This window comes from Wolbachia endosymbiont of Tuta absoluta (assembly GCF_059414725.1).
Genome location: NZ_JBNRJY010000164.1, coordinates 1 through 277, shown reverse-complemented (window position 1 = coordinate 277; position 277 = coordinate 1). Strand labels below are relative to the sequence as shown.

The window sequence follows — 277 nt, the reverse complement described above, 5'->3', positions numbered from 1 at the left end:
TGTTGGCGGGATGACTCTTTCATTTATGATGCTGCCTAATATTATTATTGCAACAAAAAATGCCTTTACAAACGTTCCTATTGCAATAAAAGATGCAGCGTTTGCGCTAGGTGCACCTCACATCAAGGTGATATTGGATCGATCATTTTATTACCACACTACCTATAACATGTCACTTATAAAATAACTAATTGAAAAGGGTGACAGTAAAGGAAACGCACATTAAATTAGGAAGTGGTCATTTACAAATGTGGGTTCTGCGTTCATTAAGTTTAAT

At 35.4% G+C, this 277-nt stretch carries 1 pseudogene; it reads left to right on the top strand.

From position 1 onward, the window contains the following. A pseudogene (locus tag ACJ5GX_RS01735) lies at positions 1-145 on the top strand (phosphate ABC transporter permease); the annotation flags it as partial. Positions 146-277: the final 132 nt, after the last annotated feature.